The organism is Streptomyces sp. NPDC055815 (assembly GCF_053616475.1).
Window position 1 is genome coordinate 1 of sequence record NZ_JBSHDU010000103.1, and the last position, 21283, is coordinate 21283.

Sequence of the window (21283 nt, forward strand, 5' to 3'; positions counted from 1 at the left end):
CCTCGCGTGGTCGGCGCCCCCGCCGGGGGTCTCCCCCCCCCGGGCGGGGTGCGGGCCCCCCCGCCCCCCCCCCCCGCGGGTGGGGGGGCCCCGGCTCTTTGTTACGGTTCAAGAAACCGCAAAGACCTTGGATCAAGGGGTGGGGAACGCTCATGAACAAGTCCGCATGGAAGCGCGCGGGCGTCGCTCTCACGGCCGTGGCGGTCGTGATCGGCGTCGCGGGTTGTCAGGACGGCGGGGACGCGAAGGGGGCCGCTCCGGCCGCTCCCGAGGCGCAGAGCCACGGGGACGTCACGAAGGTCATCCAGGCCGCGTACCAGAAGACCTCGGCCGCCAAGGCCGCCAAGGTCAAGATGACCATGACCATGGACGGTCTCGGTGCCGAGTCCGGCACGATCGAGATGAGCGGCGTCCAGGGCTGGGGTGACCCGGCGGTGATGGACATCACCATGAAGGGCTCCATGCTCTCCGCCGGTGACCCGGACGCGCCCCAGCAGATGCGCATGATCATGCTCGACCAGGTCATGTACATGGACATGGGTGCCAAGCAGGCCGCCGAGATGGACGGCAAGCGCTGGATGAAGCTGGACATGAAGGCCGCGGCCGACGCCTCCGGCGACAAGGCGCTGCAGAAGCAGATGACCGGCGGCCTGGACAACATGAACCAGGACCCGGCCCAGCAGCTCGCCCTGCTCCTGGACTCCCCGGACCTGAAGCACATCGGTGCCGAGAAGATCAACGGCATGGAGACCCAGCACTACAAGGGCACGCTCACCTTCGAGCAGATGCTCAAGGCCAACGAGTCGTCGAAGCTCCTCTCCAAGGAGGACCACGACGAGCTCATCGCCAACGTGAAGAAGACCGGTCTCAAGGGCTACGACACCGAGCTCTGGGTCACCGAGGACGGCTACCCGGCCCGTATGGACATCGGCATGACGATGGCCCAGGGGAAGATGCGGATGCAGGCCGACTACACCGACTACGGCACCACGGCCGCCGTGCAGGCCCCGCCGGCCAAGGACACCGTGGACCTCTTCGAGATGATGAAGGACTTCGGCAAGGAGCCCGGTCAGAGCTGATTTGCTCCTGGCCCGGACCATCACGTACGCTTCCACAGAAGCCAAAGACCGCTGGTCGTTGCTGTGCCCTTACCGGGTGCGGTGGCCGAAGGATCCGCTCACGACGGACGACCCGCGCAGGTGACTGTGGAAAGTTCCCGGACTTCATGTCCGGTCGAGCTCAGCCCCGTGCGCCTGCGCCCGGGGCGTTTTGTTTTGTTCAGTCCCCTTCTGAGCGGTCCTCATCACCCGGAAGGAGGCTGAAGCACTATGCCGACGCCCAACAAGGCTGCATCGGTGGCCGAGCTCAAGGACGCGTTCCAGAGCTCCAACGCCGCCGTGCTGACCGAGTACCGGGGTCTCACCGTCGCGCAGCTCAAGACGCTGCGTCGTTCGCTCGGTGAGAACGCCCAGTACGCCGTGGTGAAGAACACGCTGACCAAGATTGCGGCCAACGAGGCCGGGATCACCGCACTGGACGAGCACTTCGCTGGTCCGACCGCGGTCGCCTTCGTCACCGGTGACCCGGTGGAGTCGGCGAAGGCCCTGCGTGACTTCGCCAAGGAGAACCCGAACCTCATCATCAAGGCCGGTGTCCTTGACGGTAAGGCTCTCTCCGCCGACGACATCAAGAAGCTTGCGGACCTCGAGTCCCGCGAGGTTCTGCTCAGCAAGCTGGCCGGCGCGTTCAAGGGCAAGCAGTCTCAGGCTGCCTCGCTCTTCCAGGCGCTGCCGTCGAAGTTCGTCCGCACCGCGGAAGCGCTTCGCGTCAAGCTCGCCGAGCAGGGCGGTGCCGAGTAATTCGGCTCGCGCATTGATCCGCGCCGCCTAGTGCGCGGGTCGTAGCGGGCCGTTACGCCCGCCTCTATAGACACATCGGCACCTGCCGAGATTAGTGGAAGGATCGCCCATCATGGCGAAGCTCTCTCAGGACGACCTCCTCGCCCAGTTCGAGGAGATGACCCTCATCGAGCTCTCCGAGTTCGTGAAGGCCTTCGAGGAGAAGTTCGACGTCACCGCCGCCGCCGCCGTCGCCGTTGCCGGCCCGGGCGCCCCGGTTGCCGGTGTCGAGGCCGTCGAGGAGCAGGACGAGTTCGACGTCATCCTCGAGGGTGCCGGCGACAAGAAGATCCAGGTCATCAAGGTCGTGCGCGAGCTCACCTCCCTGGGCCTCAAGGAGGCCAAGGACCTCGTCGACGGCACCCCGAAGCCGGTCCTCGAGAAGGTCGCGAAGGAGGCCGCCGAGAAGGCTGCCGAGTCCCTCAAGGCCGCCGGCGCCTCCGTCACGGTCAAGTAAGACCGTTTCGGCTCGCTGAGCTGACTCCTGCCCCCGCGCGGCGCGTATCCGTGTAACGCGGAGGCACCGAGAGGCGATCACCCATCTGGGTGGTCGCCTCTCTGCGTTCCCGGGAAACGGGCGTGGCGGGGGTCCTGCGGGCCGCCGGAAGCGGAGTATGGTGATCTTCGCCGTGCGCCCCGCAGACCGGCGGGTCTTGACGAACCGCACGCAGCGCGCAATTCTCAGGACGCGTCGTCACAACGATCCGTTTCCGAGGCATGGATCGACGGCTGAACGGGCAGTATCGAGGTGCGCCGCACGGCGCGAGGTACCGCGGAGTTGAGAGCAACGAGGGTCGCGAAGAAGTCGCCCTGGACATCAGTGAGCCAAGTGGCTACACTGACCCTTTGCGCTGCCTGTTAGCTGCCCCCTGCCCGTCACCAGGGGCATACCTTCGCATCAGCTTCGTGGACCGACCCCGTCTGACCTGGCCTTTTGGTCATCTCAGGAAAAGTCTGCCGTGAAGCGTTGCTGGGGACCGGTACGCGCGTAGTGAGTCCGAGCCCTCGGAAGGACCCCCTCTTGGCCGCCTCGCGCAACGCCTCGACCAATACGAACAACGGCGCAAGCACCGCCCCGCTGCGCATCTCCTTTGCAAAGATCAAGGAGCCCCTCGAGGTTCCGAACCTCCTCGCGCTGCAGACCGAGAGCTTTGACTGGCTGCTCGGCAACGCCGCCTGGAAGGCTCGCGTCGAGGCTGCCCTTGAGTCGGGACAGGACGTCCCCACGAAGTCCGGTCTGGAGGAGATCTTCGAGGAGATCTCTCCGATCGAGGACTTCTCCGGGTCGATGTCGCTGACCTTCCGCGACCACCGCTTCGAGCCGCCGAAGAACTCGATCGACGAGTGCAAGGACCGTGACTTCACGTACGGCGCCCCGCTCTTCGTCACCGCCGAGTTCACCAACAACGAGACCGGCGAGATCAAGTCCCAGACGGTCTTCATGGGCGACTTCCCGCTCATGACCGCCAAGGGCACCTTCGTCATCAACGGCACCGAGCGTGTCGTGGTGTCGCAGCTGGTCCGTTCCCCCGGTGTCTACTTCGACTCGTCGATCGACAAGACGTCCGACAAGGACGTCTTCTCCGCCAAGATCATCCCGTCCCGGGGTGCCTGGCTGGAGATGGAGATCGACAAGCGCGACCTGGTCGGTGTCCGCATCGACCGCAAGCGCAAGCAGTCCGTCACCGTCCTCCTCAAGGCTCTCGGCTGGACCACCGAGCAGATCCTGCAGGAGTTCGGCGAGTACGAGTCGATGCGCGCCACCCTGGAGAAGGACCACACCCAGGGCCAGGACGACGCGCTGCTGGACATCTACCGCAAGCTCCGTCCGGGCGAGCCGCCGACCCGTGAGGCCGCTCAGACGCTGCTCGAGAACCTCTACTTCAACCCGAAGCGCTACGACCTCGCGAAGGTCGGCCGCTACAAGGTGAACAAGAAGCTCGGCGCCGACGAGCCGCTGGACGCCGGTGTCCTCACCACCGACGACATCATCTCCACGATCAAGTACCTGGTGAAGCTCCACGCGGGCGAGACCGAGACGATCGGCGAGAACGGCAGCGAGATCGTCGTCGAGACCGACGACATCGACCACTTCGGCAACCGTCGTCTGCGCAACGTCGGCGAGCTCATCCAGAACCAGGTCCGCACGGGTCTGGCTCGTATGGAGCGCGTCGTCCGCGAGCGGATGACCACGCAGGACGTCGAGGCGATCACGCCGCAGACCCTGATCAACATCCGCCCGGTCGTGGCGTCGATCAAGGAGTTCTTCGGCACCTCGCAGCTGTCCCAGTTCATGGACCAGAACAACCCGCTGTCGGGTCTGACGCACAAGCGTCGTCTCTCGGCACTGGGTCCCGGTGGTCTCTCCCGTGAGCGGGCCGGCTTCGAGGTCCGAGACGTGCACCCGTCCCACTACGGACGCATGTGCCCGATCGAGACCCCCGAAGGCCCGAACATCGGTCTGATCGGTTCGCTCGCCTCGTACGGCCGGATCAACCCCTTCGGCTTCATCGAGACGCCGTACCGCAAGGTCGTCGACGGCCAGGTCACCGACGAGGTCGACTACGTCACCGCCGACGAGGAGGACCGGTTCGTCATCGCGCAGGCGAACGCGACCCTGAACGACGACCTCCGCTTCGTGGAGCCCCGCGTCCTGGTCCGTAAGCGTGGCGGCGAGGTCGACTACGTCGAGCCGTCGGACGTGGACTACATGGACGTCTCGCCGCGCCAGATGGTGTCGGTCGCGACCGCCATGATCCCGTTCCTCGAGCACGACGACGCCAACCGTGCCCTCATGGGCGCGAACATGATGCGTCAGGCCGTCCCGCTGATTAAGTCGGAGGCCCCGCTCGTCGGCACCGGCATGGAGTACCGCTGCGCCACCGACGCCGGCGACGTGCTCAAGGCCGAGAAGGACGGTGTCGTCCAGGAGCTGTCGGCCGACTACATCACGGTCGCCAACGACGACGGCACGTACATCACGTACCGCCTGCACAAGTTCTCCCGCTCCAACCAGGGCACCTCTGTGAACCAGAAGGTCGTCGTGGACGAGGGGCAGCGCGTCATCGAGGGCCAGGTCCTCGCCGACGGTCCCGCCACCGAAGACGGCGAGATGGCGCTCGGCAAGAACCTCCTCGTGGCGTTCATGCCGTGGGAGGGCCACAACTACGAGGACGCGATCATCCTGTCGCAGCGCCTCGTGCAGGACGACGTCCTCTCCTCGATCCACATCGAGGAGCACGAGGTCGACGCCCGTGACACCAAGCTCGGCCCCGAGGAGATCACCCGGGACATCCCGAACGTCTCCGAGGAGGTCCTCGCGGACCTCGACGAGCGCGGCATCATCCGCATCGGTGCCGAGGTCGTCGCCGGCGACATCCTGGTCGGCAAGGTCACGCCCAAGGGTGAGACCGAGCTGACCCCGGAGGAGCGCCTGCTCCGCGCGATCTTCGGTGAGAAGGCCCGTGAGGTCCGTGACACCTCGCTGAAGGTGCCGCACGGTGAGATCGGCAAGATCATCGGCGTCCGCGTCTTCGACCGCGAGGAGGGCGACGAGCTTCCCCCGGGCGTGAACCAGCTGGTCCGCGTCTACGTCGCCCAGAAGCGCAAGATCACCGACGGTGACAAGCTCGCCGGCCGTCACGGCAACAAGGGTGTCATCTCCAAGATCCTCCCGATCGAGGACATGCCCTTCCTCGAGGACGGCACCCCGGTCGACATCATCCTCAACCCGCTGGGTGTCCCGTCCCGAATGAACCCGGGACAGGTCCTGGAGATCCACCTCGGCTGGCTCGCCAGCCGCGGCTGGGACGTCTCCGGTCTCGCGGACGAGTGGGCGCAGCGCCTCCAGGCGATCGGCGCCGACCAGGTCGCCCCCGGCACCAACGTCGCGACCCCGGTCTTCGACGGTGCGCGTGAGGACGAGCTCGCGGGTCTGCTCCAGCACACCATCCCGAACCGCGACGGCGAGCGCATGGTGCTCCCGACCGGTAAGGCGAGGCTGTTCGACGGCCGCTCCGGCGAGCCGTTCCCGGACCCGATCTCCGTCGGGTACATGTACATCCTCAAGCTCCACCACCTGGTCGACGACAAGCTGCACGCGCGTTCGACCGGCCCGTACTCGATGATCACCCAGCAGCCGCTGGGTGGTAAGGCCCAGTTCGGTGGCCAGCGCTTCGGTGAGATGGAGGTGTGGGCGCTGGAGGCTTACGGCGCCGCGTACGCCCTCCAGGAGCTGCTGACGATCAAGTCCGACGACGTGACCGGCCGCGTGAAGGTCTACGAGGCCATCGTCAAGGGCGAGAACATCCCTGAGCCCGGCATCCCCGAGTCCTTCAAGGTCCTCATCAAGGAGATGCAGTCCCTGTGCCTCAACGTGGAGGTGCTGTCCTCGGACGGCATGTCCATCGAGATGCGCGACACCGACGAGGACGTCTTCCGCGCAGCGGAGGAGCTCGGCATCGACCTGTCCCGGCGCGAGCCGAGCAGCGTCGAAGAGGTCTGACGGGAGTCCGGTCGGGGACTCGGCGATTTCACCGCTGAGTCCCCGGCCGGCCCCAGGACCCCCGTATCAGACCCCAAAGCCTTACAACCCTGAGAGGGATTGACGCATAGTGCTCGACGTCAACTTCTTCGACGAGCTCCGGATCGGTCTGGCCACCGCTGACGACATCCGTCAGTGGAGCCACGGCGAGGTCAAGAAGCCGGAGACCATCAACTACCGCACGCTCAAGCCCGAGAAGGACGGACTCTTCTGCGAGAAGATCTTCGGTCCGACCCGGGACTGGGAGTGCTACTGCGGCAAGTACAAGCGCGTCCGCTTCAAGGGCATCATCTGTGAGCGGTGTGGCGTCGAGGTCACCCGCGCCAAGGTGCGCCGTGAGCGGATGGGCCACATCGAGCTGGCCGCCCCCGTCACCCACATCTGGTACTTCAAGGGCGTTCCGTCGCGCCTCGGCTACCTGCTCGACCTCGCCCCGAAGGACCTGGAGAAGGTCATCTACTTCGCGGCGTACATGATCACGTACGTCGACGACGAGCGCCGTACGCGTGACCTGCCCTCCCTGGAGGCGCACGTCTCCGTCGAGCGTCAGCAGATCGAGAACCGTCGCGACTCCGACCTGGAGGCCCGCGCCAAGAAGCTCGAGAACGACCTCGCCGAGCTGGAGGCCGAGGGCGCCAAGGCCGACGTGCGCCGCAAGGTGCGCGAGGGTGCCGAGCGCGAGATGAAGCAGCTGCGCGACCGTGCGCAGCGCGAGATCGACCGTCTGGACGAGGTCTGGTCGCGCTTCAAGAACCTCAAGGTCCAGGACCTGGAGGGCGACGAGCTCCTCTACCGCGAGCTGCGTGACCGCTTCGGCACGTACTTCGACGGTTCGATGGGTGCCGCGGCGCTGCAGAAGCGCCTCGAGTCCTTCGACCTGGAGGAGGAGGCCGAGCGCCTCCGCGAGATCATCCGTACCGGCAAGGGCCAGAAGAAGACCCGTGCGCTCAAGCGCCTCAAGGTCGTCTCCGCGTTCCTGCAGACCGCGAACAGCCCCAAGGGCATGGTTCTCGACTGCGTGCCGGTCATCCCGCCGGACCTGCGTCCGATGGTGCAGCTGGACGGTGGCCGCTTCGCGACCTCCGACCTGAACGACCTGTACCGCCGCGTGATCAACCGCAACAACCGTCTGAAGCGGCTTCTCGACCTCGGCGCGCCCGAGATCATCGTGAACAACGAGAAGCGCATGCTCCAGGAGGCGGTCGACGCCCTCTTCGACAACGGCCGTCGTGGTCGCCCGGTGACGGGCCCCGGCAACCGTCCGCTGAAGTCCCTCAGCGACATGCTGAAGGGTAAGCAGGGTCGATTCCGTCAGAACCTGCTCGGCAAGCGTGTCGACTACTCGGCGCGTTCCGTCATCGTCGTCGGCCCGCAGCTCAAGCTGCACCAGTGCGGTCTGCCGAAGGCCATGGCGCTGGAGCTCTTCAAGCCGTTCGTGATGAAGCGCCTGGTCGACCTGAACCACGCGCAGAACATCAAGTCGGCCAAGCGGATGGTCGAGCGCGGCCGCACGGTCGTGTACGACGTCCTCGAAGAGGTCATCGCCGAGCACCCGGTTCTGCTGAACCGTGCGCCCACGCTGCACCGCCTCGGCATCCAGGCCTTCGAGCCGCAGCTGGTCGAGGGCAAGGCCATCCAGATCCACCCGCTCGTCTGCACCGCGTTCAACGCGGACTTCGACGGTGACCAGATGGCCGTCCACCTGCCGCTCTCTGCGGAGGCGCAGGCCGAGGCCCGCATCCTGATGCTGTCCTCGAACAACATCCTCAAGCCCGCCGACGGCCGTCCGGTGACGATGCCGACCCAGGACATGGTCCTCGGTCTGTTCTTCCTCACCACCGACGGTGAGCTCCGTGACACCAAGGGCGAGGGCCGCGCGTTCGGCTCCACGGCCGAGGCGATCATGGCGTTCGACGCCGGCGAGCTCGCGCTGCAGTCGCAGATCGAGATCCGCTTCCCGGTCGGCACCGTCGCTCCCCGTGGCTGGGTTCCCCCGGTCGACGAGGAAAGCGACGACAGCGTCGGGGCGGGTGCGTGGCAGCAGGGTGACTCGTTCCGTCTGAAGACCTCGCTGGGCCGCGCGCTCTTCAACGAGCTGCTGCCCGAGGACTACCCGTTCGTCGACTACTCCGTCGGCAAGAAGCAGCTCTCCGAGATCGTCAACGACCTCGCCGAGCGCTACCCCAAGGTCATCGTGGCGGCGACGCTCGACAACCTGAAGGCGGCGGGCTTCTACTGGGCGACCCGTTCCGGTGTCACCGTGGCCATCTCCGACGTCGTCGTTCCCGAGGCGAAGAAGGAGATCGTCAAGGGCTACGAGGCGCAGGACGAGAAGGTCCAGAAGCAGTACGAGCGCGGTCTGATCACCAAGGAAGAGCGCACGCAGGAGCTCATCGCGATCTGGACCAAGGCGACCAACGAGGTCGCCGAGGCGATGAACGCGAACTTCCCCAAGACGAACCCCATCTTCATGATGGTTGACTCGGGTGCCCGAGGAAACATGATGCAGATGCGGCAGATCGCCGGTATGCGTGGTCTGGTGTCGAACGCGAAGAACGAGACCATCCCGCGTCCGATCAAGGCGTCCTTCCGTGAGGGCCTCTCCGTCCTCGAGTACTTCATCTCGACGCACGGTGCCCGTAAGGGTCTCGCCGACACCGCCCTGCGTACCGCCGACTCGGGTTACCTGACCCGTCGTCTGGTGGACGTCTCGCAGGACGTCATCATCCGCGAGGAGGACTGTGGCACCGAGCGCGGTCTGAAGCTGCGGATCGCGGCCAAGGACGAGGCCGGTGTCCTGCGGAAGACGGACGACGTCGAGACCTCCGTGTACGCGCGGATGCTCGCCGAGGACGTCGTCGTGGACGGCAAGGTCATCGCGCCGGCCAACGTCGACCTGGGTGACGTGCTCATCGACGCCCTGGTCAACGCGGGCGTCGAGGAGGTCAAGACCCGTTCGGTCCTGACCTGTGAGTCCGCCGTCGGTACCTGTGCGTTCTGCTACGGCCGTTCGCTCGCCACCGGCAAGCTGGTCGACATCGGTGAGGCGGTCGGCATCATCGCCGCCCAGTCCATCGGTGAGCCCGGTACCCAGCTGACGATGCGTACCTTCCACACCGGTGGTGTGGCCGGTGACGACATCACCCAGGGTCTGCCCCGTGTCGTCGAGCTCTTCGAGGCGCGGCAGCCGAAGGGTGTCGCCCCGATCTCCGAGGCGGCCGGTCGCGTCCGCATCGAGGAGACCGAGAAGACCAAGAAGATCGTCGTCACCCCGGACGACGGCACCGACGAGACGGCGTTCCCGATCTCGAAGCGTGCCCGTCTGCTCGTGGGCGAGGGCGACCACGTCGAGGTGGGCCAGAAGCTCACCGTGGGTGCCACCAACCCGCACGACGTGCTCCGGATCCTCGGTCAGCGCGCGGTCCAGGTCCACCTGGTCGGCGAAGTCCAGAAGGTCTACAACTCGCAGGGCGTGTCGATCCACGACAAGCACATCGAGATCATCATCCGGCAGATGCTGCGCCGCGTGACGATCATCGAGTCCGGCGACGCGGAGCTCCTGCCGGGCGAGCTGGTCGAGCGGTCGAAGTTCGAGACCGAGAACCGTCGTGTGGTCACCGAGGGCGGTCACCCCGCCTCCGGCCGTCCGCAGCTGATGGGTATCACCAAGGCCTCGCTGGCGACGGAGTCCTGGCTGTCGGCCGCCTCCTTCCAGGAGACGACCCGAGTCCTGACGGATGCGGCGATCAACGCCAAGTCCGACAGCCTCATCGGCCTCAAGGAGAACGTCATCATCGGTAAGCTCATCCCGGCCGGTACGGGTCTGTCCCGCTACCGCAACATCCGGGTCGAGCCGACCGAGGAGGCCAAGGCCGCGATGTACTCGGCCGTCGGCTACGACGACATCGACTACTCGCCGTTCGGCTCGGGCTCCGGCCAGGCCGTTCCGCTGGAGGACTACGACTACGGTCCGTACAACCAGTAAGCGAGTCGCTTGACCGAAGGGCGGTCACCCCGGGGGGGTGGCCGCCCTTCGGCGTTGCTGGTCCCGGGAGGGGTCAGCGCCCGGCCAGTTCCCAGGCCGTGACGGCGACCGTGGCCACCGCGGCGAGGGCGCCGATGCTGGCCAGCGGCCAGCGGGCCCGCTCCAGGGCGTCCAGGCGGGCCTCGTGGTCGGCGAGCTGTTTGTCGGTCTGGTCGCTGCGCTGCACGAGCAGCGCGAGCGAGCCGTCGACCCGGGCGAAGCCGGCCTCCAGGGTGCCGCGGAGCCGCTCCAGTTCGAGGGCGACGGCGACGGGGTCGTTCGGGTCAGGCTCGGTCATCGGCACCGCCCGGGGTGGGGCGCAGCCAGGACGGCAGCAGGTTCTGCACCAGGTCGAGGGCCATCACCCGGGCCAGTCCGCCGGCGACGGCGAGGGCCCCCGCGACCCAGGGGAGGGTCGCGGGGATGCCGGAGGCGTCGACGATCGCGGGGAGCACGACGGCGATGCCCACGGCGGACTGGAGGACGGTACGGGCCGTGCGCTTGGCGGCATCGGACATCGGTCTGCTCCTCGGGGTCACTTCGTGTAGGGGACTTTCAGCGCGTTCCATGAGGCGGCGCCCGGGATGCCGTCGGCGTCGGAGCCGCGGAAGCCGAGCTTGTGCTGCCACTTCGCGTAGCTGAGCCGGTCGGCCTCGCCCCAGCGGGGGCTGGGGCCGACGGTGTAGGCGGAGCAGCCTTCGGCGACGAGGCGGCGGCCCATGGCGGTGATGATCGGGGAGCTCGTCTCCCTGCGGAAGAACGAGGTGCCCGGGAAGGGCTGGAGGCGGGGGGCGGTCGGCTTGCCGGCGTCGGGGGCGGGCCTGGCGGGCGCCTTGTTGAGCCGGGCCTGGATCCGGTCGCGCATGGTCGGCATGGCGAAGCCGCGGGGGTCGTCCTTCCAGTCCGACCACTCCTTGTGGCCGATGACGGAGCGGGCGCCCCAGCCGTGGGCGCGGCAGAGGGCGGCGGAGACCCGTTCGATCGCGTCGAGCTGGGCGGGCGGCCAGGGGTCGGTGCCGTTGCCGAGGTTGACGCACTCGAAGCCGTAGAAGCGGGAGTTGCCGTCGACGGCGCCGGGGCTGCCCTGGTGCTGGCGCGGGGTGGGCGGCCGGTCGCCGTACGTCTCGCTGATCACGGCCTGGAGGACGGACGGGTCGCCGCCGCCGGCGTGGTTGGCGCGGCCGTTGGCGACGAGGTGGACGCTGCCGTCCTTGGCGATGACGCCGTGGCAGAGCGGGCCGGGCAGTCCTTCGTAGCCGTTGAAGCACATCTCGACGGTGTTGGCGGTGCCGGCGGAGACGGTGTGGTGGATGACCACGCCGGTGACCGGGCCCCAGGCGCCGGCGTGGTTGCGGTTGTGGGTGCGCCAGCCGGGGTGTTCGACGACGTTGACGCCTTCGGCGCGGAGCGCGGCGACGAGCCGGTCCGCGGTGAGGGGAGTGGCCATCTGGTGTCCTCCAGGCATGAAAAAAGCCCGCTCCGGCGGTGCCGGTCGGGCGTGCGGGCGGGGGTGCGGGCTGTTACGGGGCGGGGGCCGGGGCCGTCGGGGCCCAGGCCGCGCACAGGGCGGCGCAGGCGGCCCGGCGGGTCTCGAAGTCGGCGAGGGCGGCGGTGACCGCGCGCTGGACGGCGGTCTGGTCGGGGACGGCCGGGAGGCCGTCCCGGGCGTCGACGACGATCAGGCCGGAGCCGCGCAGGGTGGCGTCGCCGGTGCCCCGCTCGGTGACCTCGGCGGTGATGTACACCGACGGGTACTGGCCGGTCACCGGGTCGCGCTGCAGGGTGTAGCCCATGGTGTTGTCGTACACGCGTACGGTGAGGCTGTGGCCGCCCTCGGTGACGACGGCGCGGCCCGCGTAGTCGATGGCGACGCCCCAGGGCTGGGTGGGGTCGATGTTCATGGGGTGCTCCTCGTGTCGCTCTTCGGCAGGTGGGTCAGGTCTGGGCGCCGTGGATGAGGGCGGGCTGGGCGTAGACCGTGCCGGCCGTGGCCATGGCCTGGATCTCGATGTACATCGTCTGGCCGAAGCGGGTCTTCATGTCGCCGGGCAGCAGGCCGAGGTGGTCGTAGGTGAGGCCCGCACCGACGGTGGGTCCGAAGGGGACGCCGTCGACGAGGACCCGGACCTGGCCGGCGCCGCCGGTCGACGCCGCCGTGTGGACGGCGAGCCGCATCTTGGGCTGCCAGATGGGGTTGGAGCAGCGGGCGATGGTGGTGAAGGCGGCGGCGGTGGTGGAGGGCCACTTGGTCTGGTCGGCGGCCAGCGGCGGCATGAGCGGCAGCCAGGGCCGGGCGAGACCGCCGGTCATGATGTCGTCGGCGAAGATCTCGTGGTTGTAGCCGTCGAAGATCCGGAAGAGCGGCCGGGTGATGGTGACGCTCTGGGTCTGCGGGGGGCGGAACTCGTTGACGGCGGGGCGGGTGTTGACGGCCGTGGACAGGGCCTTGAGCCGGCGTTCCATCTGGTTCAGCCGGTCGATGATGTCCTCGGGCAGCTGGGGCATCAGGACTCCTCGAGGTAGAGCTCGGCGGTGTCGGGGCGGCCGCGTTCCGGCGGGGTGACCTTGACGCCGATGATGCGGTAGCGGGCGTCGAGGCCCTGGGAGAACCACTCGTCGTGGATCCGGATGCGGGCCATGCGCCCGATGAGGGCCGGCGGGACGATCCCGCCGAGGTGGATGGTGATCGCCGGGATCACCACGGCGCCCATGACCTGGTCCAGCTCGGCCGACGCCAGCGCCTCCAGGGCGAGTTCGTCGGTGATCTCGTTGTGGTCCGAGGACAGGTCGATCAGGGGCCAGCCGTCGGCGAGCAGCTCGCCGCGGTACTGCTCCTTGCCGTACAGCGGCCGGGACTCCTCGGCCGCGTTGGCGTTCGCCGAGGCGCCGCGGGCGACGGCGGTGGTGGCGCCGCGCGTCGCGTCGTACGGGAAGGAGTACGACAGGATGACGCCCGGGCGATCGAAGAGCAGGTCGGTTTCGCCGTTGACGATCTTGGGCTCGCCGAGCCGGAGCTGCCGGATCCGCTGTCCGGAGGCAGGGTCGCGATAGACGAGGATCTGGTGCTCGAAGCCGTCCTGCATGTCGGCGATCTGGTTGAGCGCGTCCAGGTAGACGGTCTCGTCGCCCTTCCGCCACGAGACGGTGCGCTTGACCTCGGGCTTCCGGGGCACCTCGTCGCCGAAGGTGATCCCGAGGCGCTTGGGGTGCTGGGCGTCCGGGTCGTCGGGGTAGGTCTGGACGTCGAGCTCGGCCCACAGCCGGCGCGCGATCTCCAGCTGCCAGGTCGGGGTGTTGTAGGTGATGTCGGTGCGGATGCGGCGGCGTCCGGCGTACGAGTCGAAGGTGGCGGCCTGGATGCCGAGGGTCAGCACCCCGCGGCCGCTGGACTGCAGGGTGGTGGTCCAGACGATGCCGCCCCACCACAGGTCGCCGCCGCGCTCCAGGTAGACCGCGGTGCGGCCCTCCCGGACCTTCTTCACGCGCTCGGCGATGGCCTTGTCGGGGATGGGGATGGTGCCGGAGAGCGAGCCCGCCTTGCCGATGTAGTCGTCGAAGGAGACGTCCCGCAGCGGCAGGATGTCCAGCGTCTGGTCGGTGAGCAGGTCGCAGAAGATCGCCCGGTAGGGCGTGTCGATTGCCATCGAGGGCCCCTCAGAGGACGTAGGTGGCGGTGATGCGGACGTTCCGGCCGGCGGTCAGGACGCCGTTCGCGGACCAGGTGCGCACATGGACGTTGCCGTCGGGCGAGAAGGTGAAGGCGCCCTGGCCGTAGAAGTCGGTGCCGGAGGCCTCGTAGGCGAACGAGGGACGCCAGCCCGTCGGCAGGGTGCAGACCAGCTCGTCGGGGCTGAGGTTGCCGGCGGTGGTGGCGGTGAGGTCGGGGCCGCTGCGGGCCACCGTCACGGAGACGGTGGCCACGCCGCGGGTCCTGCGGCCCGCGAAGCCCACCAGGGTCCAGCCGGCGGCCGGGGTGGCGGAAGCCGTGCTGCTCGTCTCCACCTCGACGGGCGGCTGGTAGGCGGCCCAGGCGTTGTTGTTCCAGCGCTGGAGCTGCCCGCCGTAGTCGCGGTACTGGCCGGTGTAGCTGCCGGTGGTGATCGTGCCGCTGGGGGCGATGCCGCCGATCTCCTTGGGGTAGGCGACCCAGGCGGTGCCGTCCCAGCGCTGGAGGAAGTGGGCGTTGTCGTTGTCCTGGTACTGGCCCGGGTAGGAACCGGGGACACCGGCGTTGTTGTAGACGGGCAGGATGCCGCCGGCGGAGACCAGCGTGGTGCGCAGGTCGGTGGAGGCGCCGCCGGCCCAGTCGATGCCGCCGTTGCCGGCGGAGGCGCCGGCCTTGACCTTCACGGTGAACAGGACCAGCGAGCGGGCCGGGGCGGCCGGGGCCACCGGAGCGGCCTTCGCCTCGCCCTTGATGATCTCGACGACGGCCTCGTACCTGCCCTGGGTGTCGGCGTCGTGGTCGTAGACGCGGAGCACGACCAGGTCGATCCGCGGGTTGAGCGGGTCCCCGTCACCGAAGGTGACGGGCATGTCCTGGTCGAGGGTGACGGGGTAGGCGCCGTCGCTGTTGCTGCCCTGGACGACGGCCCGGCCGTGGTAGACGGTGGCCGTCATCGGGCCGGTGGAGGCCATCCACAGGCCGCCGACCCGGAACTTGCCGTCGTACGTGCCGGGCAGGATGCCGGAGCGCGAGGCCAGCGGGTTCGCGGGGGTGGTGGCGCCGATGTTGGTGAGACGGGTGTTCTGGCGGGTCTGCCCGGTGGGCGTCAGCCAGCCGGATCGTACGGGCATGTGGTTCTCCTGTCGGGCGGGGCGTGGGCGGGGCGGCGGCCGCGCGGGCTCAGTACTGCGGGGTGACCTGCATGAAGCTGTTGTCGAACCACGCCCGGATGTTGGCGTGCGTGGTCCGGTAGAACGCGGTGAGCGTGTACGGGGCGCCCGGGGTGAGGCCGGACAGGCGCTGCACCGTCGAGGCGGAGACGCCGTCCGCCGGGGACGCCGAACGGCCGCCCTTCACCGCCAGCTCGTCGTCCAGGTCACGGACGACCGTGCTGCCCTGGGTGACCTTCAGGCACATCCAGGCGGTCGAGGCGGCGTTGGTGCCGGACTCCAGGATGGTCTCCATCCGCGAGCCGAAGGTGACCAGCACGTTCTTCGACGGCGGGGCCGTGAAGGTCAGCGTGAAGGGGTTCGTGGCCCGGTCGAGCAGGGTGTCCACGTACGTCGTCGACAGGGTGTAGCCCGCGTCCAGCTGGTCGTTGAAGTACGGCCCCGGGAACGCCGGCGCCCACGCCGTGCCGTTCCAGCGCTGGAGCACGCCCGTGGTGTCCCGGTACTGACCGGTGTAGCTGCCCTGCGTGGTGGAGGCGGAGGCGGGGATGATGCCGCCGACGGCCTCCGGGTACGACACCCACTTGCCGCCGTCCCAGCGCTGGAACTGGCTGTTCGGGGTGTCCTGGTACTGGCCCGGGTAGGCGCCCGGCTGGACCGTCCCCTCGACCGGCAGGATGCCGCCCGCGGAGACGACGGTGGAGCGCAGGTCCTTCAGGGCGGAGGCCCACGGGATGCCGCCGTTGCCCGCGCTGGCGTTGATCGGGACCCGCACCTCGTACAGCGGAAGGCTGCGCGCCGGCGCCGGCTGCGCCTTCGGGCTCGCCTGGGGGACGCCCTGGATGACCTCGATGACGGCCTCGTTGCGGGTGCCCTCGTAGAGCTTGTCGTAGATCCGCAGCACGACGAGGTCGATCCGGTCGAACTGCGCGTTGCCGGGGGCGAAGGTGACGACCTCGGAGGTCGGCAGCGTCACCGGGTAGGCGCCCTGGGAGATGTCGCCCTGGATGACCGCCCGGCCCTCGGAGACGACCGCGGACATGGCGGAGGCGTTCGTCATCCAGAAGCCGGACAGCCGGAACTTGCCGTCGTACGAGCCCGGCAGGATGCCGGACCGCACCTGGACCGGGTTGAGGGCGTTGGTGGCGCCCATCTGGGTGAGGCGGGTGTCCTCGCGGGTCTGGCCGGACTCGAGGACCCAGCTGCTGCGCAGGTTCATGAGGTTGCTCCAATCGGGGTTACGGGGAGGGCGGGGTCAGGACCGGATCCACTGGGCGGTCAGGGTGCTGTAGTAGCCAGAGCCGCCGAGGGTGCGGACGGCGGCGGTGTGGTTGTGGTAGCCGGCGAGCTGCAGGACGTTGCCCGCGGTGAGCTTGATGAGGCCCTCGCCGCCGACGGTGACGGCGCCGGTGGACGCGGGGGACAGCCAGGTCATCCGCGGGACCCCGACGCCGCCGAGGTGGATGCGGGCGCCGCGCACGCCGGTGGTGGAGTCGCCGTTCCAGGCGATGTGGCCGGTGACCCGCCACCAGCCGGTGCGCGGGACGACGAAGCTGTCGGTGCCGTTCCAGCCGGCGAGGTCGTCGATGTCGACGTTGTTGAGGGTGATCGGCGTCCAGGTGCCGGCCGGCACGCTCTGCATCGTCGTCTGCGAGACGGTGCACAGGACGGTCGCCTTGCCCTCGGCGTACTGCCAGGCCGCGCCGTCCCAGCGCTGCAGGACGCCGGCGTTGTCGCGGTACTGGCCGGTGTAGGCGCCGGTCGTCACCGTCCCGTTCGCGGCGATGCCGCCGTACGCCTTCGGGTACGACTGCCAGGTCGTGCCGTCCCAGCGCTGGAGCAGGCCCGACACGTCCCGGTACTGGCCGACGTACACGCCGTTGAAGCCGCTGGTCGGCATGATGCCGCCGAGCGCCGTCATCGGGTAGTGCTTGGTGGTGACGACGCCCGGGGCGGTCCACTGGACGCCGCCGTTGCCGGCGGAGGTGCCGGCCGGCACCGAGACGGTGTACAGCTGGAAGGAGCTGCCGGGGCCCGAGGCCGGGACCACCGGGATGGCCGCGGGCGTGCCCTTGATCAGCCGGATCACGGCGTCGGTGGAGCCGCTCTTGTCGTAGGCGTCGTCGAGGACGGCCAGTTCGATGACGTCGATCCGGCCGTACTGCGGGTCGCCGTCGGCGATGGTGAGCGTCTCGGGGGCGGTCACCGCGATCATGTACGCGCCCTGGGCGGTCTCGTAGCCCTGGAGGACGGCCCGGCCGGTGCCGATGGTGCACTGCATCGCGGAGGTGCCGGTCAGCGCGAAGCCGCCCGGCACGATGCCCGGACGCGAGCGCAGCGGCGGCGAGGTGGCGCTCGATCCGCTGGGGGTGAGCAGCGCGGACAGGGCGAGCCGGGTGTCCTCGCGGGTCTGGCCGGTGGAGTGGAGCCAGGCGGCCCGTACGGTCATGGGTTCACCTCTTCTGTGCGGGGCGGGAAGGGGGGCCGGTCACCACGTGCGGGTCACCATTCGGCGCTGCGCCAGCGGACCGTCATCACGGCCTCCGGCGTCGCCCCGTCGGGCCGGAACGCCAGCTCCGTACGGCCCGGTTCGAGCACGAAGAGCTCCTCCGGGCTGGAGTCCGCCATGGCGGTGTGGCGCCGGGACGCGGTGCCGTTGAGCATCACGGTGCCGTTGGCGGTGTCGACGACGAGCTCGTCGCCGGCGGCCAGGTCGATCGCGTAGCGCAGCCGGCGCCGGCTGACCCGCTCGGTGACGGTCGGCATGGAGCAGGGGCCGCGGAAGGTGATCAGCGGGTGGGCGGCGGCGGAGCCGGTGTTCTCGGCGACGGCGTCGCCGGTGGAGGTGGCCTGGCCCCAGGAGAGCGGCCACTGCAGGCCCTCCGGCGGCCAGGTCAGGCCGGACTCGGGCTGCGGGGCCGTGGTGCTCGCGGACTCCTCGTTGACGCCGTAGCGGCGCGGGTCGGAGGCCAGCCACTGGATCGACATCCGCGAGCTGCCCTGGGTGGCGAAGCCCTGGTCGGCGGGGACGACGCGCTGGGCGATCCGGGCGCGTACGGCGAGGAGTTCGCCGTGCAGCCGGACGGTGAGCCAGCGCTCCTCGTCGAGCAGGGCGAGCGACTGGCGCAGGGCGCGGATGGCCTCGGTGGCGGCGGAGTACTCCGGCATCAGCACGATCGTGCCGCTGATCTTGCGCGGCTTGGCGTAGCGGGAGCCGGGCCAGGCGCCGTGCGAGGTGGGCCGGTCGGCGTCGGAGGAGTCGTACTCGGGCAGGTCCTCCCAGCCCTGGAGACCGGAGCGGTCGACGTTGAACGGCGTACCGGGGCCGATGAGAAGCCCGGCCCACTGGATCTGCCCGTCCTGGGTGATCAGTGAGCCGGGCGCGAGGTCGGCGGTGAGGTTGCTTCCGGCGTATGTGGTTGTGGTCTCGGCCATGGGGCCGTCACCTCACTTCTGAGGGGCTGTCGGGCTTCTGACGGGCTGTCGGGCTGTCGGACGGGACGGGCTGTCGGACGCGACGGCTCAGCCGTGGGCGGCGAGGAGGAAGAGCAGGTCCTCGGCGGTCGACCGCGGGCCGGCGCCCGGATCCTCGTGGAACTCCGAGATGCGGTGGGGCCGCCGGGGAGCCTCGGTGAGGGTCGGGTCGCGCCGCTGTTCGAGGACGGTGAGCGGGTCGATGCGCGGCGCGCTGTCGGCGCCGGGGAAGACGACACCGCCCTCGGCGAGCATCGGGATCTTGTCGATGTCGACGCCGAAGTGCTTGCCGAGGAAGTCGAAGCTCAGCTTGTTGAGCCCGTCGATGATCCAGTTGGCGAAGGCGATGAGCCCGTTGATCGGGCCCTTGACGACGCCGAGCACGGCGGTCAGGGCGCCCTTGATCAGCTCGCCCATGCCGTGCAGGGCCTTGCCGACCGCGTCCTTGGCGTGCCGGAAGAAGCCCGGGATCTTGTCGGTGAAGAAGGACAGGAACGGGTGGATCGCGTTCTTGATGCCGCCGACGGTGCGCGAGGCGATGCCGCGCAGCGCGTTGCTGGCGGAGCTGACGGAGGAGCCGACGCGGGAGATGCCGCTGATGCCGGAACCGATGAGCTTCAGCGCCGTCTTGAACAGGGTGAGGTACGCCTTGAAGTAGGTCCCGACGGCCTGGCCGATGAGCTTGATGACCGGCTGGAGGAACGTCCAGACGGCCTGGAAGCCCTTCAGCGCCTGCTGCATGACCTGCTTGATGATCTTCTGGCCGGTCTCGGTGTTCACCGCGTACTCGATGAGCCAGGCGGCGACGGGTACGAGGATGCCGACGAGGAAACCGATCGGGTTGGCCCGCATGGCGAGGTTGACACCGGTCATGGCGACCGAGGCGATGGTCATGACGGTGCCGTAGGTGTCCATGAGCTTGGTGATGGTGTCGGTGATGGGCAGCAGCGGGGCGAGGATCGAGAGGATGCCGCCGAGCGCGGGGCCGAGCTTCCCGGCGACCGTCCGCGCCTTGCCCGCCGCGGTGCCGATCCTCTTCATGCCGGTGGCGGCCTTGGACCGCTGGATCCGGCGGACGGAGTCCGCGGTGCCGGACGCGCCGGTCCCGAGGCCGCGTACGGAGGTGCCGGCCGTGCGCAGACCGGTGGCGAACCTGTCCAGGCCGCCGGCCGCGCGCTGGGCGTTCTCCTTGAGCCGCTTCAGTCCGTCGCCCGCCTGGCCGACACCCTGTTTGAGGGATCTCATCACCGGTACGGAACCGGCGAACGGGTTCGGGAAGGCCGCGGCGGCACTCATCCGCGTGCCTTCGCCAGGTACATCAGCGCGTCGGCGGTGGACTGCGGGTCGCTGTTACGGGCCGCGTGGTAGTGCTCGATGTGCAGCCCGGCACCGCCACCGCTGCCCCCCTGCAGCTGCGCCGACATCCGGGCGCGCCGGGCGGTCATGGCGAGCAGCCGGTCCAGCTTGGACAGCGGCAGGACGGCCTCGGCCTCGCCGGCCTCGGCGAGGATCGCCGGGACACCGCCGCTGCGGGGCATGACGACACCGCCGGTGGCGAGCATCGGGATGGTCGGGATGTGGACGCCGAAGGTCTTGCCGCCGACGATCGGGACCCAGCCGGGGACGCTGACCTTGACCCCGTTGACCGCGTTGATCATGCGGTTGATCAGGCCGATGACGGCGTTGACCGGGCCGGACACACCGCTCTTGATGCCCTCGAACGCCCGGGACGCGATGTCCTTGAGGCCGTTCCAGATGGAGGACATCTTGTCCTTGACGGCGGTGAAGGCGTTCGGGATCGCGGACTTGATCCAGTTCACCACCGGGGTGATGACGGACTTGATGCCGTTCCAGACGGCGCCGACGACCGTCTTGATCGCCTTCATCACCGTGGTGATGACGGTCTTCCAGATGTTGACGTAGGTCTTGATGACGGTGGCGACGGCCTTGACGACGACGGAGATCGCCGACTTGATGCCGTTCCAGACCGTCTTGATCAGCTGGCCGGCCTTCTTCATGATCGGGCCGATGGCCTTCATGACCGCGCTGATGACGACCTTGATGCCGTCGAAGGCCTTCTTGAGGATCTTCTGCATCGTCTTCGACTGCATCGCCATGTCGACGATCTTCTCGATGAGAGGCATGAAGAGTTCGATCAGGCGGGCGAGGAAGTTGCCCTTCATGGACTTGTTGAGCTTGTCCTGGCCCTTGGCGGCCTTGCCGGCGCCGGACTCGTACTTGCCCATCTTCGTGCCGGCCGACTCGGCGGTCCTGCCGGCCTTCGTCATCGACTTCTCGGCCTGGTCCGAGGCGGTCTTGAGGTTCTTGAGCTGGGAGCTGGAGCCCTGGGCGCCGGTCTTGAGGTTCTTGAGCTGACCGTTCGCCGCGTTGCCGGCGTCGCCGACCTTCTTGACGGAGGTCGCGGCGCCGGATGCCTGCGTCTTGATGGTGCGCAGGGAGTCGGACGCCTTCTTGAGGGAACTGACGAGAGACATGGGTGTACCTCCT

Annotated in this window: 17 protein-coding genes; 5 read left to right on the top strand and 12 right to left on the bottom strand. The window is 68.8% G+C overall.

Annotated elements, in window-relative coordinates; translation table 11 throughout:
• Window positions 1–152 precede the first annotated feature (152 nt).
• The 5 genes from ACWGN5_RS37735 (at window position 153) to ACWGN5_RS37755 (ending at window position 10426) form a co-directional block, all read left to right on the top strand.
• Window positions 153–1079, top strand: a complete 927-nt coding sequence (locus tag ACWGN5_RS37735) for a hypothetical protein (protein WP_453522929.1) — start codon at window positions 153–155, stop codon at window positions 1077–1079.
• 249 nt (window positions 1080–1328) lie between these two features.
• Window positions 1329–1859: a 50S ribosomal protein L10 gene (gene rplJ, locus ACWGN5_RS37740; RefSeq protein ID WP_030687887.1), complete on the top strand. Its 531-nt coding sequence runs from the start codon at window positions 1329–1331 to the stop codon at window positions 1857–1859.
• 112 nt (window positions 1860–1971) lie between these two features.
• Entirely contained in the window at window positions 1972–2355 is a 384-nt protein-coding gene (gene rplL / locus ACWGN5_RS37745) for a 50S ribosomal protein L7/L12 (RefSeq protein WP_453522930.1), read from the top strand.
• Between the two features lie 564 nt (window positions 2356–2919).
• On the top strand, window positions 2920–6402 hold the full coding sequence (gene rpoB / locus ACWGN5_RS37750) for a DNA-directed RNA polymerase subunit beta (RefSeq protein ID WP_453522931.1): 3483 nt from the start codon (window positions 2920–2922) through the stop codon (window positions 6400–6402).
• 109 nt (window positions 6403–6511) lie between these two features.
• Entirely contained in the window at window positions 6512–10426 is a 3915-nt protein-coding gene (locus tag ACWGN5_RS37755; protein WP_453522932.1) for a DNA-directed RNA polymerase subunit beta', read from the top strand.
• A 73-nt stretch (window positions 10427–10499) separates the two neighbouring features.
• On the opposite strand, the gene ACWGN5_RS37760 is transcribed toward ACWGN5_RS37755, so the two are convergent.
• From ACWGN5_RS37760 to ACWGN5_RS37815, 12 genes are all read right to left on the bottom strand, one after another.
• Entirely contained in the window at window positions 10500–10763 is a 264-nt protein-coding gene (locus ACWGN5_RS37760; protein WP_453522933.1) for a hypothetical protein, read from the bottom strand.
• On the bottom strand, window positions 10750–10983 hold the full coding sequence (locus ACWGN5_RS37765) for a hypothetical protein (protein ID WP_116159371.1): 234 nt from the start codon (window positions 10981–10983) through the stop codon (window positions 10750–10752). Before ACWGN5_RS37765 ends, ACWGN5_RS37760 begins: the two co-directional genes overlap by 14 nt.
• 17 nt (window positions 10984–11000) lie before the next feature.
• On the bottom strand, window positions 11001–11912 hold the full coding sequence (locus ACWGN5_RS37770) for a peptidoglycan-binding protein (RefSeq protein WP_453522934.1): 912 nt from the start codon (window positions 11910–11912) through the stop codon (window positions 11001–11003).
• 73 nt (window positions 11913–11985) lie between these two features.
• On the bottom strand, window positions 11986–12366 hold the full coding sequence (locus tag ACWGN5_RS37775) for an ATP-binding protein (protein ID WP_453522935.1): 381 nt from the start codon (window positions 12364–12366) through the stop codon (window positions 11986–11988).
• A gap of 34 nt (window positions 12367–12400) precedes the next feature.
• A complete protein-coding gene (locus tag ACWGN5_RS37780) occupies window positions 12401–12970 on the bottom strand; it encodes a hypothetical protein (protein ID WP_453522936.1) in 570 nt (189 codons plus the stop codon).
• A complete protein-coding gene (locus ACWGN5_RS37785) occupies window positions 12970–14109 on the bottom strand; it encodes a hypothetical protein (RefSeq protein WP_453522937.1) in 1140 nt (379 codons plus the stop codon). Before ACWGN5_RS37785 ends, ACWGN5_RS37780 begins: the two co-directional genes overlap by 1 nt.
• A 10-nt stretch (window positions 14110–14119) precedes the next feature.
• Entirely contained in the window at window positions 14120–15262 is a 1143-nt protein-coding gene (locus ACWGN5_RS37790) for a hypothetical protein (protein ID WP_453522938.1), read from the bottom strand.
• Between the two features lie 49 nt (window positions 15263–15311).
• Window positions 15312–16520 carry a hypothetical protein gene (locus tag ACWGN5_RS37795; RefSeq protein WP_453522939.1) on the bottom strand — a complete coding sequence of 403 codons (1209 nt, stop codon included), beginning with the start codon at window positions 16518–16520 and terminating at the stop codon, window positions 15312–15314.
• Window positions 16521–16556: 36 nt separating this feature from the next.
• Window positions 16557–17750: a hypothetical protein gene (locus tag ACWGN5_RS37800; RefSeq protein ID WP_453522940.1), complete on the bottom strand. Its 1194-nt coding sequence runs from the start codon at window positions 17748–17750 to the stop codon at window positions 16557–16559.
• 53 nt (window positions 17751–17803) lie between these two features.
• Entirely contained in the window at window positions 17804–18736 is a 933-nt protein-coding gene (locus ACWGN5_RS37805) for a phage distal tail protein (protein ID WP_453522941.1), read from the bottom strand.
• A gap of 87 nt (window positions 18737–18823) precedes the next feature.
• Window positions 18824–20020, bottom strand: coding sequence for a tape-measure protein (locus ACWGN5_RS37810; protein WP_453522942.1), 1197 nt, complete (start codon window positions 20018–20020; stop codon window positions 18824–18826).
• A 47-nt stretch (window positions 20021–20067) separates the two neighbouring features.
• A complete protein-coding gene (locus ACWGN5_RS37815; RefSeq protein WP_453522943.1) occupies window positions 20068–21270 on the bottom strand; it encodes a phage tail protein in 1203 nt (400 codons plus the stop codon).
• Between the last annotated feature and the right edge of the window lie 13 nt (window positions 21271–21283).